12 protein-coding genes are annotated in these 15054 nt (G+C 72.9%); 7 read left to right on the forward strand and 5 right to left on the reverse strand.

Annotation, left to right across the window (positions count from 1 at the left end; all coding sequences use genetic code 11):
* Positions 1-64: 64 nt before the first annotated feature.
* Together NQU55_RS23235 and NQU55_RS23240 are read left to right on the forward strand one after the other, a co-directional pair.
* Entirely contained in the window at positions 65-559 is a 495-nt protein-coding gene (locus tag NQU55_RS23235; protein WP_256791060.1) for a DUF485 domain-containing protein, read from the forward strand.
* Complete coding sequence (locus tag NQU55_RS23240; RefSeq protein ID WP_168094814.1) at positions 556-2148, forward strand: monocarboxylic acid transporter; 1593 nt, start codon at positions 556-558, stop codon at positions 2146-2148. Before NQU55_RS23235 ends, NQU55_RS23240 begins: the two co-directional genes overlap by 4 nt.
* A gap of 35 nt (positions 2149-2183) precedes the next feature.
* Here NQU55_RS23240 and NQU55_RS23245 read toward each other — a convergent pair whose 3' ends face one another.
* Both NQU55_RS23245 and NQU55_RS23250 read right to left on the reverse strand, forming a co-directional pair.
* Positions 2184-2861, reverse strand: a complete 678-nt coding sequence (locus NQU55_RS23245) for a response regulator (protein WP_168094813.1) — start codon at positions 2859-2861, stop codon at positions 2184-2186.
* A 3-nt stretch (positions 2862-2864) separates the two neighbouring features.
* Positions 2865-4553 carry a sensor histidine kinase gene (locus tag NQU55_RS23250; RefSeq protein ID WP_168094812.1) on the reverse strand — a complete coding sequence of 563 codons (1689 nt, stop codon included), beginning with the start codon at positions 4551-4553 and terminating at the stop codon, positions 2865-2867.
* A gap of 311 nt (positions 4554-4864) precedes the next feature.
* Here NQU55_RS23250 and NQU55_RS23255 point away from each other — a divergent pair, with 311 nt between their 5' ends.
* The 3 genes from NQU55_RS23255 to NQU55_RS23265 all read left to right on the forward strand — a co-directional run bounded on the left by NQU55_RS23255 (position 4865) and on the right by NQU55_RS23265 (position 7796).
* Entirely contained in the window at positions 4865-5707 is an 843-nt protein-coding gene (locus tag NQU55_RS23255; RefSeq protein WP_168094811.1) for an ABC transporter ATP-binding protein, read from the forward strand.
* Positions 5708-5753: 46 nt separating this feature from the next.
* Positions 5754-6617: an ABC transporter permease gene (locus tag NQU55_RS23260; RefSeq protein WP_168094810.1), complete on the forward strand. Its 864-nt coding sequence runs from the start codon at positions 5754-5756 to the stop codon at positions 6615-6617.
* A gap of 120 nt (positions 6618-6737) precedes the next feature.
* A complete protein-coding gene (locus NQU55_RS23265; RefSeq protein WP_168094809.1) occupies positions 6738-7796 on the forward strand; it encodes an ABC transporter substrate-binding protein in 1059 nt (352 codons plus the stop codon).
* Between the two features lie 78 nt (positions 7797-7874).
* Here NQU55_RS23265 and NQU55_RS23270 read toward each other — a convergent pair whose 3' ends face one another.
* Together NQU55_RS23270 and NQU55_RS23275 are read right to left on the reverse strand one after the other, a co-directional pair.
* Positions 7875-8777: a ferredoxin family protein gene (locus tag NQU55_RS23270; RefSeq protein ID WP_256791062.1), complete on the reverse strand. Its 903-nt coding sequence runs from the start codon at positions 8775-8777 to the stop codon at positions 7875-7877.
* Between the two features lie 61 nt (positions 8778-8838).
* The gene (locus NQU55_RS23275; RefSeq protein WP_168096298.1) at positions 8839-10128 is read right to left on the reverse strand and encodes a citrate synthase family protein; all 1290 of its coding nucleotides are present in this window, start codon (positions 10126-10128) and stop codon (positions 8839-8841) included.
* Between the two features lie 130 nt (positions 10129-10258).
* Between NQU55_RS23275 and NQU55_RS23280 the strand changes: the two genes are divergently transcribed.
* Together NQU55_RS23280 and NQU55_RS23285 are read left to right on the forward strand one after the other, a co-directional pair.
* Entirely contained in the window at positions 10259-11407 is a 1149-nt protein-coding gene (locus tag NQU55_RS23280; protein ID WP_168096297.1) for a citrate synthase/methylcitrate synthase, read from the forward strand.
* A gap of 16 nt (positions 11408-11423) precedes the next feature.
* On the forward strand, positions 11424-12530 hold the full coding sequence (locus NQU55_RS23285; protein ID WP_168096296.1) for a CobW family GTP-binding protein: 1107 nt from the start codon (positions 11424-11426) through the stop codon (positions 12528-12530).
* Between the two features lie 37 nt (positions 12531-12567).
* Here NQU55_RS23285 and NQU55_RS23290 read toward each other — a convergent pair whose 3' ends face one another.
* Entirely contained in the window at positions 12568-15024 is a 2457-nt protein-coding gene (locus NQU55_RS23290; protein WP_256791063.1) for a DNA gyrase/topoisomerase IV subunit A, read from the reverse strand.
* Positions 15025-15054: the final 30 nt, after the last annotated feature.

Here is a 15054-nt window from a genome sequence, read left to right on the forward strand (position 1 = left end):
GGCTGCGGGTGACGGCTGTCAACCCGGCAGTCGTCGACCGGGCTCGGGATCCGAGGAGAGTGCGGTGGAGAAACACGACAGAGGCAGTACCGGAAGCACCGATGCCGGAACGATTCAGCCGGTCGGCGCCCTCTCCGCGCCGGACGTCTACAGCGAGGTCCAGCGCGGTGCGGCGTTCCGGGAAGTACGCAGCCGGTACCGCCGGTTCGCCTTCCCGGCGGCCGCCGCCTTCCTGCTGTGGTATCTGGCGTATGTGGTGACGGCCACCGCGGCCCCCGGCCTGATGGCCCGGCAGGTGGCGGGCGCGCTGAACGTCGCCATGCTCGCCGGGCTCGCCCAGTTCGTCACGACGTTCCTGCTGACCTGGGCCTACGCCCGCCACGCACGGCTGCACCGCGACCCCGCGGCGCTGGAGCTGCGCTGGGCGGTCACCCTGGAGACCCGCCAGGAGCAGGCCCGCCTCCTCCCGGCCGCCAGGGAGCCGGGGCCGGAGCCGGGGCCGGAGCCGGGGCCGCGCTGCGGGGCCCGGCCGGTCCGCGCCCGGGGCGAGGGCGCATGACGGGCAATCACCACACCCTCGCGCTCGCGCTGTTCTGCGTCTTCGTCCTCGTCACGCTGGCCATCACCACCTGGGTGGGCCGCGAGCGCCGCGGCTCGCCGGAGGAGTTCTACGCGGGCGGGCGGCTCTTCAGCCCCATGGAGAACGGTTTCGCCATCGCGGGCGACTACATGTCCGCCGCCTCCTTCCTCGGCGTCACCGGCCTCATCGCCCTCTACGGCTACGACGGCATCCTCTACACCGTCGGCTTCCTGGTCGCCTGGCTCGTCGTGCTGTTCCTCGTCGCCGAACTCGTCCGCAACTGCGGCCGGTTCACCCTCGCGGACGTCCTGGTCACCCGGCTGCGCGAGCGCCCGGTCCGGATCGCGACCGGAGCCTCCTCCGTCACCGTCTCCGTCCTCTACCTCGTCGCCCAGATGGTCGGCGCCGGCGGTCTGATGACGCTGCTGCTGGGCGGGACCGGCGAGCGCGCCCGCGCCTGGACCGTCGTCGGCGTCGGCGTGCTGATGGTCGTCTACATCACCCTGGGCGGCATGCGGGCCGCCACCTGGATCCAGATCGTCAAGGCCGTCCTGCTGCTGGGCGGCACGGTCGCGCTCACCGTCCTGGTCCTCCTGCGCTTCCACGGCGACCTCTCCGCCCTGCTCACCACGGCGGCCGGCCGCAGCGGCCACGGGCAGGCCTTCCTCGCCCCCGGCCTGAAGTACGGCGGCGGCTGGACGGACCGGCTGGACTTCGTGAGCCTCGGCCTCGCGCTCGTCCTCGGCACCGCCGGGCTCCCGCACATCCTCTCGCGCTTCTACACGGTGCCCACCGCCCGCGCCGCCCGCCGCTCGGTCGTCTGGGCCATCGGGCTCATCGGCGGCTTCTACCTGATGACCATCGTGCTCGGCTTCGGCGCCGCCGCGCTCCTCGGCTCGGACGCCGTACGGGCCGCCGGCCCCTCCGGGAACAACGCCGTGCCGCTGCTCGCCCTCGACCTGGGCGGCGGCGCCGGGTCCACCGGCGGCACGGTCCTCTTCGCCGTGGTCGCCGCCGTCGCCTTCGCCACGATCCTCGCCGTCGTCGCCGGGATCACCCTGGCCTCCTCCGCCTCGGTCGCCCACGACCTGTACCGGACGCTGAGCCGCCGCGCCCGCACGCCCCGCAGCGAAGTGGCGGTCGCGCGCCTCGCGGCCGCCGGCACCGGAGCGGTGGCCATCGGGCTGGGGCTGCTCGCCCAGGACCTCAACGTCGCGTTCCTGGTCGGGCTCGCCTTCGCCGTCGCCGCCTCCGCGAACCTGCCGGTGCTCCTGTACACGCTCTTCTGGCGGCGGTTCACCACCCGCGGGGCGGTCTGGTCCGTCTACGGCGGTCTCGTCCCGGCCGTCGTGCTCGTCGTCCTCTCGCCGGTCGTCTCCGGCGGGCCGGGCGCGATCTTCCCCGGCGCGGACTTCGCGCTCTTCCCGCTGGAGAACCCCGGCCTGGTCTCCGTGCCGCTGGGCTTCCTCGCCGGCTGGCTGGGCACCGTGACCTCGACCGAACCGGCCGACGCGGGCGGCCACGCCGAGACGGAAGTGCGCTCGCTGACGGGAGCCGGAGCGGCGTAGCGGCCCGGCCTCACCGCAGCGCGCAGGGGCCCGCCTCAGCGGCCCGTCCACGCGTAACGGTGCTCCGGGCGCCCCGTCTCGCCGTACTTGAGGGTCAGGCTCAGCCGCCCGGACTCCTCCAGCCGCTTCAGATAGCGCTGCGCCGTCGAGCGGCTCAGCCCCGAGCGTGCCGCGACCTCGTGCGCCGACAGCGGGGACGCGGCGTCGGAGAGGACCTGGCGTATCAGCTCGGCCGTGGGCGCCGAGTGGCCCTTGGGCAGCGGCGTGCTGGTGGCCGCCGTGCGCAGGGTGCCGAAGATGCGGTCGACCTGGTCCTGTCCGGCCTCCTGTGCGTCGTCGAGGGTCCGGCGCAGCTGTGCGTACGCCTCCAGCTTCACCCGCAGGCCGGGGAAGGTGAACGGCTTGACCAGGTACTGCAGGGCCCCGTAGCGCATGGCGGCCTGCACGGTCGCGACGTCGCGCGAGGCCGTGACCATGATCACGTCGGTGAGGTCGCCGAGCTGCCGCAGCCGGCGGACCAGCCCCAGGCCGGTCTCGTCCGGGAGGAAGTGGTCCAGCAGCACCAGGTCGATGCCGCCCTTCTCCAGCACGGCCATGGCCTGTGCCGCGTTGTGGGCCTTGGCGCCGACGCGGAAGCCGGGAACCCGCGCCACGTACGCGGCGTTGATCTCGGCGACGCGGAAGTCGTCGTCCACGACCAGGACCTCGATCATCGTTCACCCCTTCGAGCGAGCTGAGTGGGCCGGGTGGGCCGAGTGGGCGGGTAAGCGCAGCGCTTCGGGAAGTTCCACGGTGAACACGGCGCCGCCGCCGTCGCGTTCGCCGGCCCGCACCGAGCCGCCGTACCGCTCGGCCAGCCGCCGTACGAGCGAGAGGCCGAGGCCCCGGCGGCGGTGCGGGGCGGCCTCCTTGGTGGACCAGCCGTCGGTGAAGACCAGTTCGCGGGCCGCGGACGGCACCCCGGGCCCGTTGTCCGCCACCCGGACGACGAGCGTCTCCCCGACGGCCCGCAGCTCCACTTCCACGAACGGCGCGTCGTGCGGCACGTCCCCCTCCGCACCTTCCGCACCTTCCGCAGCTGCGGGCGCTGCCGCCGCGGCGCCCGCCGTGGCGTCCAAGGCGTTGTCCACGAGGTTGCCGAGCACGGTGACGAGGTCGCGCGGGTCCACGACCCGGTCGGGCAGCCGGGTCGCCGGGCTCACCCGCAGGGCCACCCCGCGCTCCGCGGCGACCGCGCTCTTGCCCACGAGCAGGGCGCTCACCAGCGGGTCGCGGACGCGCTCGGTGACCTGCTCGGCCGTCGCCCGGTGGGCCCCGGTCACCTCCGCGACGAAGTCGGCGGCCTCCTCGTACAGGCCCAGTTCCAGCAGCCCGACGATGGTGTGCAGGCGGTTGGCGTGCTCGTGGTCCTGGGCGCGCAGCGCGTCGGTCAGGCCGCGGGTGCCGTCGAGTTCGCGGCGGAGCTGTTCCAGCTCGGTGCGGTCGCGCAGCGTCGCCACGGTGCCGCCCGCGGCGGTGTCCCTGCGGTTGACGACCAGCACCCGCCCGTCCCGTACGGTCAGCAGGTCGGTGCCGGTCACGCGGCCCGCCAGCACGTCCGTGGTGCGCCCCGGCGGCAGGACGCGGTCGAGGGGGTGGCCGATGGCGTCCCGGCCGATGCCCAGCAGGCGCGCGGCCGCGTCGTTGAGCAGGCGGACGCGCCCGTGCCGGTCGAGGGCGACCACGCCCTCGCGGATGCCGTGCAGCATGGCCTCGCGCTCGCCCAGGAGGGCGGAGATCTCGGTGAGTTCGATGCCGTGGGTGCGCTTGCGCAGCCGGCGGGAGACGACGAGCGCGGCGAGCGCCCCGACGCCGAGGGCCGCACCCGCGTACATGAGGATGCCCGGCACGGCGCGCAACAGCAGTGCGTGCACGTTGTCGTAGGCGATGCCGACGGAGACGGCGCCCACGATGGCGCCCTCGCCGTCGCGCAGGGGCACCTTGCCGCGCGCGGAGCGGCCGAGGGTGCCGCGCCCGATGCCCGTCCACTCCTGCCCGCCGAGGGCCCGGCCGGGGTCGGTGCTGACGCGCTCGCCGATCCGCCCGGGGACGGTGTGGGAGTAGCGGATGCCGCGGGTGTCGACGACCACGACGTAACTCGCGCCGGTGGCCAGCCGGATGCGTTCGGCGTCGGCCTGCACCGGCCCGTCGGGGGAGGGCGGTCCGGCCAGCAGGCTGTGGGCGATGCCGGGTTGGGCGGCGGTGGCCTGGGCGATGGCCAGCGCGCGGTGCTCGGCCTGGTCGTCGAGCTGGGCCGCGAGGGGCGCGAGGAAGAGCCCGGCGGCGAGCCCGGCGACCCCGGTGATGATCAGCAGCTGGACCAGCAGGACCTGGGCGAAGACGCGGCGGGGCCAGCGGGGGCGCATGCGTGTCCCCCTCTCTTTCGTCCTGATGTCGTCCTCCGGCCGGGCGACCGTTCGGGCGCTGAACCGGAATACCCAGATCCGTTTCAGCGGCGTTCCGTTTCCGCACTGTGGACCGAACGTAGCCGGTCCTGCCCCCCGCCGCCGGTTCCGTGGCGCTTTCGTTGTTCTACCGCGAGCAAAACGAGCAGAACAGGGTTCGTGCGCTGAAGCCGCACAGCGCTCACAAGGCTGTCTGTGCGCCACCCGTCACATCTAGCCTCCACCACCGGCCACCCCCATGGCCGGAAACCTGCACAGAGGAGGCGGCAACGATGATCAGCGGCACCCCGCCGGGCCACGCCCCGGCGATCGAGCTGCGCGGAGCGAGCAAGGCGTTCCGTACGCCCTCGGGCGCCTCGCACACGGCCGTACGGGATCTCGACCTGACCGTGGAACAAGGCGAGTTCGTGGCCGTCGTCGGCCCCACGGGCTGTGGGAAGTCCACCACGCTCACGCTGGTCAGCGGCCTGGAGGAGCCGACCGAGGGCGAGGTGCTGATCGGCGGCCACCCCGTGACCGGGATCCGGCCGGAAGTCGGCTTCGTCTTCCAGCAGGACGCCGTCTTCCCCTGGCGCACCGTGCTGTCCAACGTCATGGCGGGCCCGCGCTTCCGCGGGGTGCCCAAGGCCGAGGCGCGGGAGCGGGCGCGCGAGTGGCTCGGCCGCGTGGGGCTCGCGGCCTTCACCGACCGCTATCCGCACCAGCTCTCCGGCGGCCAGCGCAAGCGCGTCGCGCTCGCCCAGACCTTCGTGGGCGACCCGGAGATCCTGCTGATGGACGAGCCCTTCTCGGCGCTCGACGTACAGACCCGGGCCCTGATGTCGGACGAGCTCCTGGAGCTGTGGGGCGGTTCGCGCCCCGGCGGGCGGGCCGCCTCCGTCATCTTCGTCACCCACGACCTGGAAGAGGCGATCGCCCTCGCCGACAAGGTCGTCGTGATGACCGCCGGGCCGGCGACCGTCAAGGAGGTCTTCCCCATCCGGCTGCCCCGGCCGCGCAAGGTCGAATCCGTCCGCCTGGAGGCGGAGTTCGTGGAGATCTACCGCGAGATCTGGTCGTCCCTCGGTGAAGAGGTCCGCATCACCCGTGAGAGGGGTGCCTCCCGTGTCGCTTGAGTCCGTTGATTCGGTCAATTCAGTTGATTCGGGCGGGGTGCTTGAAATGGACGAGTCCTTCAAGATCCCTGCTCGCCCTCACCCGGCCGGCGACCGGACCGCCGCCCGCGTCAAGGCCGTCCGCCGGCGCAGGGTGACGGTGTACGCGGCGCGGCTGCTGGTGCTCGCCCTCGTGCTGGGTGCATGGGAGTTGACGGCCCGCAACGGCATCATTGATCCGTTCAACTTCTCGATGCCGTCGAGGATCTGGGACCAGATCGTCCAGTGGACGCTGCACGGTACGCCGCAGGGCTCGCTGGGCGAGCAGATCTGGTACACGCTCTACGAGGCCCTGCTCGGCTGGGTGTTCGGCGTGGCCGGCGGCGTGGTGCTCGGGATCTCGCTCGGCCGGGTGCGCTTCCTGGCCGACGTGTTCAGCCCGTACATCAAGGTGCTCAACGCGCTGCCGAGGATCGCCCTCGTGCCGATCTTCCTGATCCTGTTCGGGCTGGGCCCGGCGTCCAAGGTCGCGTCGGCGGTGGTCCTGGTCTTCTTCCCCGTGTTCTTCAACGCCTTCCAGGGCGCCCGCGAGGTCGACCGCAACCTGGTGGCCAACGCCCGCATCCTGGGCGCGAGCAACCGCCGGGTGACGCTGCAGGTCGTCATCCCCTCCGCGACCTCCTGGATCTTCACCAGCCTGCACGTCAGCTTCGGCTTCGCGCTCATCGGCGCGATCGTCGGCGAGTACCTCGGTGCGGCGAAGGGGATCGGGCTGCTGATCTCCGCCTCGCAGGGCACCTTCAACACGGCGGGCGTCTACGCCGCGATGGCCATCCTCGCCGTCGTCGCACTGCTCACGGAGGGCCTGCTGACCTTCGCCGAGAGGAAGCTCTTCCGCTGGAAGCCGGGCGGCTCCGGCGCGGGGGAGTGACGGCACGGCGGCCCCCCGCACCACCCCACCCCTGCATCACCCTCACCCCACCTGCACATCCCCACCCCCCTGCACGTCCTGTTTTTGCCTCCTGCGAACCTCCGACCGTAAGGAACAGCGATGCGTACGTTCAGCAAGACCGCCGGAGCCCGTGCGGGCGCCGTCGCGGCGGTGATGTGCCTGACCCTGGCCGGGTGTGCCGACGACTCCTCGACGAACAAGCGGAATTCGGCGATCGAGGCGGCGAAGGGCGACATCGTCAGGATCATGGTGGGCGGCCTGGACAAGGTCATCTACATGCCCGCGGTCCTCACCCAGCGGCTCGGCTACTTCCAGGAGGAGGGGCTGACCGTCGACCTGCTCTCCGAGCCCGCGGGCGTGCAGGCCACCACGTCCCTGGTCGCCGGTGACGTCCAGGGCGTCGTGGGCTTCTACGACCACACGCTCGACCTGCAGGTGAAGGGCAAGCAGGTGGAGTCCGTGGTGCAGCTCGCGCAGACGCCGGGGGAGGTGGAGATCGTCTCCAAGAAGGCCGTGGGCAGCCTGACCTCGCCCAAGGACTTCAAGGGCAAGAAGCTCGGCGTGACCGGGCTCGGCTCCTCCACCGACTTCCTGACGAAGTACCTGGCCGTCAAGAACGGGGTGAAGGTCAGCGACTTCACGCCCGTGGCCGTCGGCGCCGGGCAGACCTTCATCTCCGCGCTCCAGCAGGGCGCCATCGACGGCGGGATGACGACCGACCCGACCGTCGCGCAGATCCTCGCCAAGGACGCGGGCAAGGTCCTCGTCGACATGCGGACGCCCGAGGGGTCCCGGGCGGCGCTCGGCGGCCTCTACCCGGCCTCCAGCCTCTACATGAACACCAGTTGGGTCAACGGCCACAAGGACGTCGTGCAGAAGCTCGCCAACGCCTTCGTGAAGACCCTCGGGTGGATGTCCGAGCACACGCCGGAGGAGATCGCGGCCAAGATGCCGGAGGACTACGCCAAGGGCGGCAAGGACCTCTACGTCGAGGCGATCAAGAACACGCTGCCGATGTTCACCAAGGACGGGGTGATGCCCGAGGACGGTCCGAAGACCGTCCACCAGGTCCTGAAGTCCTTCAACCCGGCGCTCAAGGACGCCAAGGTGGACCTGGAGAAGACCTACACCACGGAGTTCGTGAAGAAGGCCGGGTGACCCCTGCCGGGTGACTCTGCCGGGAGCCCCGGCAGAGCGCCTCAGGAGGGCGCCTCGGGAGGGCGCCTCGGGGACGCCTCAGGGGAGCGGGACGACGGACCCGACGTCCATCCGCGCCGGCATGCCCGGCGCCCGTCCGCAGCTCTCCGGGCGGGCGGGCTCCGCGGCGCCCTGCTCGACGGCCACCCGCCAGGAGCGGCCGTCGGCGTGGGCGACGGTCACCGACCAGTGCGGCGCCGCGCCCTCGGTGCGCGTCACGTCGAGGGCGTCCGCGCCCTCCTCGCCGGTCAGTTCGCGCACCGCCAGCTCCGCGGCCTGGGCCGGGCGCTCCCACATGGAGCGGCCCCGGCAGTCGCCGGTGACGATCCGGCGGTCGCGCACCGCCTCCAGCACCTCCTTGACGCCGTGGGCGGTGACGCGGCCGTAGGCGTAGCCGTACGGGAGGACGAAGAGCGTGGGCGAGAAGCGGTGGCCGCCGATGTGTGTGACCTCCCAGGCCTCCGCGCCGGAGGCGGCCAGCTCGGCGGCCAGGGGGCGGCCCAGCAGGGCGCAGCAGCGGTCCCGCTTGCCGTTGGTGCACACGAACACCAGCGGGTCGCCCTCGTAGGCCTCCCACAGGCCGCCGTGCTCGCCCGCGCCGAGCGCGGCGAGGTCGAGCCGGGTCAGCTCCGCGGGGTCGGCGACCGCGGTGGTGCGGATCCAGGAGCGGCCCGGGGCGGTGTGGGCGGCGAACACCCGGTGGGTGCCGGGCTGGTGGCAGTCGGCGTGCCGGCCGGGGCGGCGGATCAGCGCGATCCGGACGCCCGTTCCCTCGGCGGCCGCGTCCAGCGCCCGCCCGACGGCGGGGTCGAGGTGGCTCGAGGTCAGCGCGTCCGCGCCCCAGGGCCCCGGCTGCTCGACGAGCAGCCACGTCCGCGCGGTGGCGGCGGTGCCGGCCAGTGGCTCGGACAGGTGGCGGGAGGCGGTCGCGCACGTACTCACGAAGGTAAGCCTAACCTGAGTTGCCGGTGATCGTACGGCGCACTGCGGAGGTGGCTGAACCTCACGGCATGGGCTGGGGCGGCCTGGGGCCCGAGTAGGCGCCCGTGGGGCGCATCCGGAGCGGACGCTCCGTGTACTCCTCCAGGGCGTGCGCGATCCAGCCGGCGGTACGGGCGACCGCGAACACCGTCTCCCCGGCCTCGGGCGGCATCTCCGCGGAGACCGACAGCACGGCGAGGGCGAGGTCCACGTTGGCGTGCAGGGCCACGTGCCGGGCCGTCGTGGCCTCGACCTCGCGCGCCGCCTCCAGCGCGTCCGCGGCCGCCGGTACGGATTCCAGCCGGGCGAACAGGGCGGTGGCGCGGGGGTCGGGGCCCGGGTAGAGGCGGTGGCCGAGGCCGGGCACGCGGCGCCCGCCGCGCAGGTGGTCGGCCACGACCGCCCCCGCGCTGCCCCGCTGCAGCACCTCCGTCAGCATCCGGTGCGCCAGGCCGCTCGCCGCGCCGTGCAGCGGGCCCTCCATCACCCCGAGCCCGGCCGAGACCGCGGCGTAGGGGTGGGAGCGGGCGGAGGCGGCTACCCGTACGGCGAGCGTGGACGCGGCCAGGTCGTGGTCGATGAGCAGCACGAGCGCGGCTTCCAGGGCGCGCAGTGACGCCTCGTCGGGCGCCTGCGCGGTCAGCCGGGACCACAGCCTGCGGGGGAGCGGGGTGCCGCCGCCGTCCCCGCGGGGCAGCCGCCCGGCGGCCGGCAGTGCGTCGACCAGCGTCGGGATCAGCCCGCGCGCCGTGCCCAGCACCGCCTCGGGCGACAGGTCGAAGCGCATCGGGTCGGCGGCGGCCGCCGCGATCGCCGCCACCCGCAGCCGGTCGGTGGGGCCGCTGTGCGCGGGCATGGCGCTCACCGCGCGGAGCGCCGCGATCAGGCCGTCCTCCGGGGCGGTGAACCGCGTGCCGGGCCGCAGCCGGCCGGTCCACAGCCACTCCGCGACCTCCTCGTAGCCGTACCGGTCCGCGAGCGCGGTGGCGTCCACGCCGCGGTAGAAGTACCGGCCCTTCTCGATGAGGGTGACGCCCGTGCGGATCGCCGTCTCGCCGCCGAACGCCGTCTCGCGCCGTCCGCGCCGCACGAGGGCGTCCACCTCGCGCGCGTCGAAGGTGCTGCCGCGTCCGCCGGGGCCGCGGCGGCTGGTGAGCTGCCCGCGGCTCACGTACGCGTAGACCGTCTCGGGCTTCACGCCGAGCCGCTCGGCGACCTCGCGGGTGGTCAGCCGCTCCTCCGTCGCGCCGTCGCGCTCCGCGCCGTCCCCCGGCCGCGGGCCCGCGCCGTCCTTCGTCCTGTGATCCGCCATGGAGGACACGCTATCCACCCGCTGTCCACCTCTGCATATTGATTGAAATCAACATTGACAACTATTGAGTCAAGCATGGACAGTCCAATCAAGGCTTGATCGATCACTGAACACGGATCAGGGGGCAGCAATGCCGATCACCGAAGTGCCGCGCGGACTCGCCGGCGTCGTCGTCACCGACACCGCCCTCGGCGACGTCCGCGGCCGGGAGGGCTTCTACCACTACCGCCAGTACTCGGCCGTCGAACTCGCACAGACCCGGTCCTTCGAGGACGTCTGGCACCTGATGTTCCGCGGCTCCCTGCCGGACGCGCAGCAGCGGGCCCGCTTCGCCGCCGAGACCGCGGCCCTGCGCCGGCTCCCGCAGGACGTGCGCGACGCGCTGCCGGGCATCGCCCGCGCCGGCGCCGCCTCCGGCCCGCTCGCCGGGCTGCGCACCGCGCTGTCCCTGCTGGGCGCCTCGTCCGGGCTCCGGCCGCTGTACGACACCGACGCCGCCGGCCGCGAGGCCGCCGCGCTCGCCGCCTGCGCCGCCGTCCCCACCCTGCTCACGGCCCTCCACCGGCTCGGCAACGGCCTGGAGCCCGTCGAGCCGCGCGACGACCTGCCGCACGCCGCCAACTACCTCTACATGCTCACCGGGGCCGAGCCCGGCGCACGGCAGGCGCGGGCCGTCGAGCGGTACCTCGTCTCCACCATCGACCACGGCTTCAACGCCTCGACGTTCACCGCCCGCGTCATCGCCTCCACCGGCGCGGACCTCGCTGCCTGCCTGTGCGGCGCGATCGGCGCGCTCTCCGGCCCGCTGCACGGCGGCGCCCCCAGCCGGGCGCTCGACACCCTCGACGCCATCGGCACCCCCGGCCGCATCGACTCCTGGATCCGCGAACGCGTCCTCGCGGGCGAACGGATCATGGGCTTCGGGCACCCCGTCTACCGCACCGAGGACCCCCGCTCCCGGATGCTCCGCGAGATCGCCCTGGAGTTCGGCGGGGACCTCGTGGACTTCGCCGTCGAGGTCGAGGGCCGGGTGGAGGCGATCCTCGCCGAGCTCAAGCCCGGCCGGGAGCTCCACACCAACGTCGAGTTCTACGCGGGCGTGGTCATGGAGCTGTGCGGTCTGCCGCGCGAGATGTTCACCCCCACCTTCTGCGCGGCCCGCGTCGTCGGCTGGAGCGCCAATATCCTGGAGCAGGCGGACGACTCGAAGATCATCCGCCCGGCGGCCCGGTACGTGGGCCCGCCCCCGCCCCAGCCGGTCCCCGCCGTGCTCGACTGACGATGGAGGCGCCCCCGTGGCCAAGCGACAGATCCCGGTCATCGTGCTGGCAGGATTCCTGGGATCGGGCAAGACCACGCTCCTCAACCACCTCCTGGGGAGGAGCGGGGGCACCCGCATCGGGGCGATCGTCAACGACTTCGGCAGCATCGAGATCGACGCGATGAGCGTCGCCGGGCAGGTCGACTCGATGGTCTCGCTCGGCAACGGATGCCTGTGCTGCGCCGTGGACACCAGCGAACTCGACGGCTTCCTCGACCGGCTCTCCCGGCCCGCGGCCCGCATCGACGTCATCGTCATCGAGGCCAGCGGCCTGGCGGAGCCGCAGGAAGTCATCCGGATGATCCTGGCCAGCGACAACAAGGACATCGTCTACGGAGGTCTCGTCGAGGTCGTCGACGCGGCGGAGTTCGCCGCCACCCGGGCCCGGCACCCCGAGCTCGACCGCCACGTGGCCATCGCCGACCTCGTCGTCCTCAACAAGGCGGACCGGGTCGGCGACGAGGCCCGCCGGGAGATCCTCGCCGTGCTGGAGGAGCTCGGCCCCGGCACGCCCGTCGTGCCCGCCTCGTACGGGCGCATCGACCCGGAGCTGCTCTTCGACCGCAAGCCGCGCGAGGACGACCCGTCGAAGACGCGCCAGCTGTCCTTCGAGGACCTGGCCGCCGACGACGAGCCGGACGGCTGCGGCCACGGCCACGGCAGCTGTGATCATGATCACGAGGACGGCCACGACTGCCACGACGGCTGCGGCCGCAACGGGCACCTGCACGCCGCCTACGAGAGCGTCGAGTTCGTCTCCGAGGAGCCCGTGGACCCGCGGCGGCTGATGGAGTTCCTCGACAGCCGGCCGGAGGGCCTCTACCGGATCAAGGGCTTCGTGTACTTCGGCATAGCCGGGCACAAGCACAAGTTCACCGTCCACGCCGTGGGCGACTTCCTGCGCTTCTACCGCTCCTCCTGGGCACGGGCCGAGGAACGGCTCACCCAGCTCGTACTGATCGGCAGGGGAGTCGACACGGCGGCCCTGAGGGCCGGGCTGGACCGCTGCCGCGTCGCCGCGGGGGAGCCGCCGGCGGAGGAGAACAGCATGTGGGGCGTCCTGCGGTACGCGCAGGGCTGACGGGGGCGCCCACGGCGCCCCCGCCCTGCGGGCCCGGTTACACCGGGCCCGCCAGCGCCTTCACCGGCTTCGCCAGGGGAGTGCCCGAGCCGTCCCGCCGCGGGTCGGCCTCCGGCAGCTCCACCGGGGCGCCCTTCGCGTCCGCCGCCCGCGCCGGCGCGGCACCCGCCCAGGCCATGACGAGGCAGTCCTCGCCCTTGAGGAAGCGCTGGCAGCGCACGCCGCCCGTCGCCCGGCCCTTGCGCGGGTACTGGTCGAAGGGGGTCAGCTTCGCCGTGCCCTCCGAGGCCCCCAGCAGCGTGCCCCGCGCCCCGGCCTGGGTGAACACCACCGCGTCGGCCGCCGGATCGATGGCCGTGAAGGAGATCACCTTCGCGTCCGCCGAGAGCTTGACGCCCGCCATGCCGCCCGCGGGCCGGCCCTGCGGCCGCACCTGCGAGGCCGGATAGCGCAGCAGCTGGGCGTCGTCGGTGATGAAGACGAGGTCCTCCTCGCCCGTCCGCAGCTCGGCGGCGCCGACGATGCGGTCGCCGTCCTTGAGGGCGATGACCTCCAGCTCGTCCTTGTTGGCCGGGTAGTCGGGGACCACGCGCTTGACGACGCCCTGCTCCGTACCGATCGCGAGCCCCGGCGAGGACTCGTCCAGCGTGGTGAGACAGACGACCGTCTCGCCGTCCGCCAGGGAGAGGAACTCCGACACCGGTGCGCCGCCCGCCAGGCTGGGCGCCGCCGCCGTCTCCGGCAGCTGCGGCAGGTCGATCACCCGCATCCGCAGCAGGCGCCCGGCCGACGTCACCGCGCCCACCTCGCCCAGGGCCGTCGCCGGCACCGCCGAGGCGATCACGTCGTGCTTGACGCGCTTGGCCTCGCCCGCGGCGGGCGGGAAGGGCTCGCCGGTGGCCGTGCGGGCCAGCAGGCCGGTGGAGGACATCAGCACGCGGCACGGGTCGTCGGCGACCTGCAGCGGGACCGCCGACGCCGGGGCGCCCGCCGACTCCAGCAGGACCGTACGGCGGTCGGTGCCGAACTTCTTCGCCACGTCGGCCAGTTCGCCCGAGACCAGCTTGCGCAGCTCCGCGTCGGACTCCAGGATCCGCGTCAGCTCCTCGATCTCCTCGGTGAGCTTGTCGCGCTCCCCCTCCAGCTCGATGCGGTCGAACTTCGTCAGGCGGCGCAGCGGGGTGTCGAGGATGTACTGCGTCTGCACCTCGGAGAGGGAGAAGCGCGCGATGAGGGCCTCCTTGGCCTGCGCCGCGTTCTCACTCGATCGAATGATCCTGATGACCTCGTCGATGTCGAGCAGGGCCACCAGCAGGCCCTCGACCAGGTGCAGCCGGTCGCGCCGCTTGCCGCGCCGGAACTCGCTGCGCCGCCGCACCACCTCGAAGCGGTGGTCGACGTAGACCTCCAGGAGCTCCTTGAGACCCAGCGTCAGCGGCTGGCCGTCGACCAGGGCGACGTTGTTGATGCCGAAGGACTCCTCCATCGGCGTGAGCTTGTAGAGCTGCTCCAGGACGGCCTCGGGGTTGAAGCCGTTCTTGATCTCGATGACCAGACGCAGGCCGTGGGCGCGGTCGGTGAGGTCCTTGACGTCGGCGATGCCCTGGAGCTTCTTCGAGCCGACCAGGTCCTTGATCTTGGAGACGACCTTCTCGGGGCCGACGGTGAAGGGCAGCTCGGTGACGACCAGGCCCTTGCGGCGGGCCGTCACGGTCTCCACGGAGACGGTGGCGCGGATCTTGAACGTGCCGCGGCCCGTCTCGTAGGCGTCGCGCACGCCGCCGAGGCCGACGATCCGGCCGCCCGTGGGCAGGTCCGGGCCGGGGATGAACTTCATCAGCGTGTCGAGGTCGGCGCCCGGGTGCTTGATCAGGTGCCGGGCGGCCGCGACGACCTCGCCGAGGTTGTGCGGCGGCATGTTCGTCGCCATGCCGACCGCGATCCCGGACGAGCCGTTGACCAGCAGGTTGGGATAGGCGGCGGGCAGGGCCACGGGCTCCTGCTCGCTGCCGTCGTAGTTCGGCGTGAAATCGACGGTGTCCTCGTCGATCGACTCCGTCATCAGGGACGTCGCCGACGCCATCCGGGCCTCGGTGTAACGCATCGCCGCGGGCGGGTCGTCGTTGCCGAGGGAGCCGAAGTTGCCGTGGCCGTCGACCAGCGGCACGCGCATGGAGAACGGCTGCGCCATGCGCACCAGGGCGTCGTAGATGGAGGCGTCGCCGTGGGGGTGGAGCTTGCCCATCACCTCGCCCACGACGCGGGCGCACTTCACGTAGCCGCGGTCGGGGCGCAGGCCCATCTCGTTCATCTGGTAGAGGATCCGGCGGTGGACCGGCTTGAGACCGTCGCGCGCGTCGGGCAGGGCCCGGGAGTAGATGACGGAGTAGGCGTACTCGAGGAAGGAACCCTGCATCTCGTCGACGACGTCGATGTCGAGGATGCGCTCCTCGAAGTTCTCCGGCGGCGGGGTCTTCGTGCTGCGGCGGGCCATCGCGGCTGCGGCTCCTTCGATCGATTGCCG

Origin of the sequence: Streptomyces telluris (genome assembly GCF_024519335.1) — a bacterium.
In the GTDB taxonomy this organism is placed as follows: Bacteria; Actinomycetota; Actinomycetes; order Streptomycetales; family Streptomycetaceae; genus Streptomyces; species Streptomyces telluris.

What these genes read in the sequence shown, in the direction of transcription:
- NQU55_RS23255 (WP_168094811.1), top strand. Translation starts at nt 4,865, where the DNA reads ATGATCAGCGGCACCCCGCCGGGCCACGCCCCGGCGATCGAGCTGCGC.
- NQU55_RS23290 (WP_256791063.1), bottom strand. Translation starts at nt 15,024, where the DNA reads ATGGCCCGCCGCAGCACGAAGACCCCGCCGCCGGAGAACTTCGAGGAG.
- NQU55_RS23250 (WP_168094812.1), bottom strand. Translation starts at nt 4,553, where the DNA reads ATGCGCCCCCGCTGGCCCCGCCGCGTCTTCGCCCAGGTCCTGCTGGTC.
- NQU55_RS23260 (WP_168094810.1), top strand. Translation starts at nt 5,754, where the DNA reads ATGGACGAGTCCTTCAAGATCCCTGCTCGCCCTCACCCGGCCGGCGAC.
- NQU55_RS23275 (WP_168096298.1), bottom strand. Translation starts at nt 10,128, where the DNA reads ATGGCGGATCACAGGACGAAGGACGGCGCGGGCCCGCGGCCGGGGGAC.
- NQU55_RS23240 (WP_168094814.1), top strand. Translation starts at nt 556, where the DNA reads ATGACGGGCAATCACCACACCCTCGCGCTCGCGCTGTTCTGCGTCTTC.
- NQU55_RS23245 (WP_168094813.1), bottom strand. Translation starts at nt 2,861, where the DNA reads ATGATCGAGGTCCTGGTCGTGGACGACGACTTCCGCGTCGCCGAGATC.
- NQU55_RS23265 (WP_168094809.1), top strand. Translation starts at nt 6,738, where the DNA reads ATGCGTACGTTCAGCAAGACCGCCGGAGCCCGTGCGGGCGCCGTCGCG.
- NQU55_RS23280 (WP_168096297.1), top strand. Translation starts at nt 10,259, where the DNA reads ATGCCGATCACCGAAGTGCCGCGCGGACTCGCCGGCGTCGTCGTCACC.